A 2329-nucleotide genomic window follows, 5' to 3' on the forward strand; every position below is an offset into this window, starting at 1 on the left:
CGCCGCCGGGCCCATGCGCTCCACCGGCCGCGCGGCCTGCTCCTGCAGTTCGCCCGGCAAGGGGCTGGCCTGCACCGGCGGCGGCACGCCCACGCCGCGGGTCGAGCCGTCCCGGTCGCCCACGTGGTAGCCGGTACGCAGGAACTCGATGGCGTCGGGGTTGCCCTCCGCCGCAGCGGCCTCGAACCACCGGCGGGCGGCGGCTTCGTCCTTGGGCACGCCCTTGCCCTCGTGCAGCGCGCTGGCGTAGTGGAGCTTGCCGAGCACCGCGTAGGGCGAATCGCCGGATTCGGCTGCGCGACGCATCAGCTCGGCCGCGCCGGCCAGATCGCGGGGGATTTCGGCGCCGTCCTGGAGCATCAGCGCCTTCCAGATCATCGCGCCGATGTAGCCGGCGGCGATGCAACGGTCGAAGACCTTCATCGCCGTCGCGTGGTCGCCGCACTTTTCAAACAGGTAGCCCTTGCTGCACACCATCAGGCTGGCGGGCTGGTCGGCGAGGTATTCCAGGGTCTGGTCGCCCACCACGTGGGCGAGGTCGGTGGGCTCGCCGGTCTGGGGCACCGGGCCGCCGCAGAACAGGTTGCCCGCCGCGGCCGCCGCGCCGGAGGCACACATCAGAGCGACAAGGGCGGCCCTCTTCAGATCGAGCATGGTGGTTTCCGTCGGTTGCGGACAGGGCCACCGGGCACCCGTCTCCCGAGCCACTCTAGGGCCGCGCCGGTGGGCGGTCTGCGGCATCCTGCCCCGGATCAAACGGGCAATTTGCCCGATCCCGGCCGCCCGCCAGAAACGGGCGCAATGCCCGGCACCCGGCGGGCAGATTGACCTCGGCGAGGCTGCGCCGGGCAGGGTTTACTGGCAGCCGCCAACCGGCCATACCCTCACCCCAGGAGACCCCATGCCTCACGCCTTCGAGACCGACGCCATCCGCTGGCAGCCCTTCGGCGACTTTCCCCACTTTGCGTATTCGATCCTGCAGGTGGACATGGAACGCCGCATCGCCGACGTGCTGTTCCGCTTCGACGCCGGCCACCAGATCGTCCTGCACCGCCACAAGGCCCTCAACCACACCTTCGTGATCCGCGGCGAGCACCGGCTCTACGAGATGGACGGCCGCCTGCGGGAGGTGCGCCCCACCGGCAGCTACACCGTCTCGCCGGCCAGCGAAGCGCCCCACCGGGAAGGCGGCGGCGCGGAGGACGCGATCGTGCTGTTCAGCATGCGACCGCTGCCGGGCGAGATCCTGTACGAGATCCTCGACGACGCCGGCCAGACCATCGCGGAACTGACGCTGGAAACCCTGCAGACGCTGTTCGAGGCCCAGCAGGCCGCTGAGGCCGCGCCCGCCTGAACCGCCTCAGATCAGCCCGAGGCGCAGCGCCAGCCGGGTCAGCTCGATGTCGCTGCGCACGCCCAGCTTGCTCTTGATCTGGTAGTGGCAGTTCTGCACCGTCTTGGCCGAGATCGACAGGCGCGCGCCGATCTCCTCCGGCCCCAGCCCATCGAGCAAGAGGCGCAGGATCTCGAACTCCCGCGGGGCCAGCTCGGCGAGCGGCTCCCGCGGGCGGTCGATGAGCGCCAGCGCCAGCTCCGGCGCGATGTCCGGGCTGATCACCTGACGCCGCGCCGCCACCTGATACACCGCGTTCACCAGCACCTCGGGCGGGCTGCTCTTGGTCACGTAGCCCAGGGCGCCGGCCCGCAGGGCCTGGGTGGCGAAGAGCGGCTCGCGGTGCATCGAGAACACCAGGATGCGGGCGCCGGCGTCCCGCTGGAGCAGACGCCGGATCAGCTCGACCCCGCCCATGTCGGGCAGGCTCAGGTCGAGCACCACCACGTCGGGCCCGTGGATGCGGAAGCGGTCCATCGCCTCCCGGGCGGTGGCCGCCTCGGCGACGATGGCCAGATCGGGCCGGGTTTCCAGCAGGCGGCGGTAGCCCTCGCGCACCACCGCGTGATCGTCCACCAGCAGCAGGCGGGTCTGTTCAAGCATCGTCGTGCTCCGTGGCCAGCAGCGCTTCGGGCGGAAAATCCGCCCGCACCCGCATCCCGCGGGGCGCCAGGGGTTCGAGGGCGAAGCGGCCTCCGAGGGCCTCGACGCGCTCGCGCATGCCCAGCACGCCCAGGCCGCTGCCCGGGCTGGGCGGCGCAACGCCGTCGCCGTCGTCCTCCACCCGCAGCCGGCAGCCAGTGGCGTCGCGCTCGAGGCTCACCGCCACCCGACCGGGCGTGCCGTGGCGCAGGGCGTTGGTGAGGCTCTCCTGCACGATGCGGTACAGGCTCACGGTGAGGTCAGCGGGCAGCGTGTAGATCTCGGTGGTCGCCG

Annotated in this window: 4 protein-coding genes; 1 reads left to right on the forward strand and 3 read right to left on the reverse strand. The window is 71.7% G+C overall.

All coding sequences use genetic code 11. The annotated features are described in order from the left end of the window. A partial coding sequence (locus QQK25_RS20525) for a tetratricopeptide repeat protein (protein ID WP_284189633.1) occupies positions 1 to 654 on the reverse strand: 654 nt, incomplete at its 3' end. A gap of 247 nt (positions 655 to 901) precedes the next feature. On the opposite strand from QQK25_RS20525, the gene QQK25_RS20530 reads away from it, so the two are divergent. After that, entirely contained in the window at positions 902 to 1354 is a 453-nt protein-coding gene (locus QQK25_RS20530; RefSeq protein WP_284189634.1) for a cupin domain-containing protein, read from the forward strand. 6 nt (positions 1355 to 1360) lie between these two features. Here QQK25_RS20530 and QQK25_RS20535 read toward each other — a convergent pair whose 3' ends face one another. Then, the gene (locus tag QQK25_RS20535; protein ID WP_284189635.1) at positions 1361 to 1996 is read right to left on the reverse strand and encodes a response regulator; all 636 of its coding nucleotides are present in this window, start codon (positions 1994 to 1996) and stop codon (positions 1361 to 1363) included. Next, positions 1989 to 2329 (reverse strand): ATP-binding protein (locus QQK25_RS24435; RefSeq protein WP_284189636.1); only part of this gene is annotated, 341 nt, incomplete at its 5' end. The genes QQK25_RS24435 and QQK25_RS20535, both read right to left, overlap by 8 nt.

Source organism: Zoogloea oryzae, from assembly GCF_030161255.1.
Classification (GTDB): domain Bacteria; phylum Pseudomonadota; class Gammaproteobacteria; order Burkholderiales; family Rhodocyclaceae; genus Zoogloea; species Zoogloea oryzae.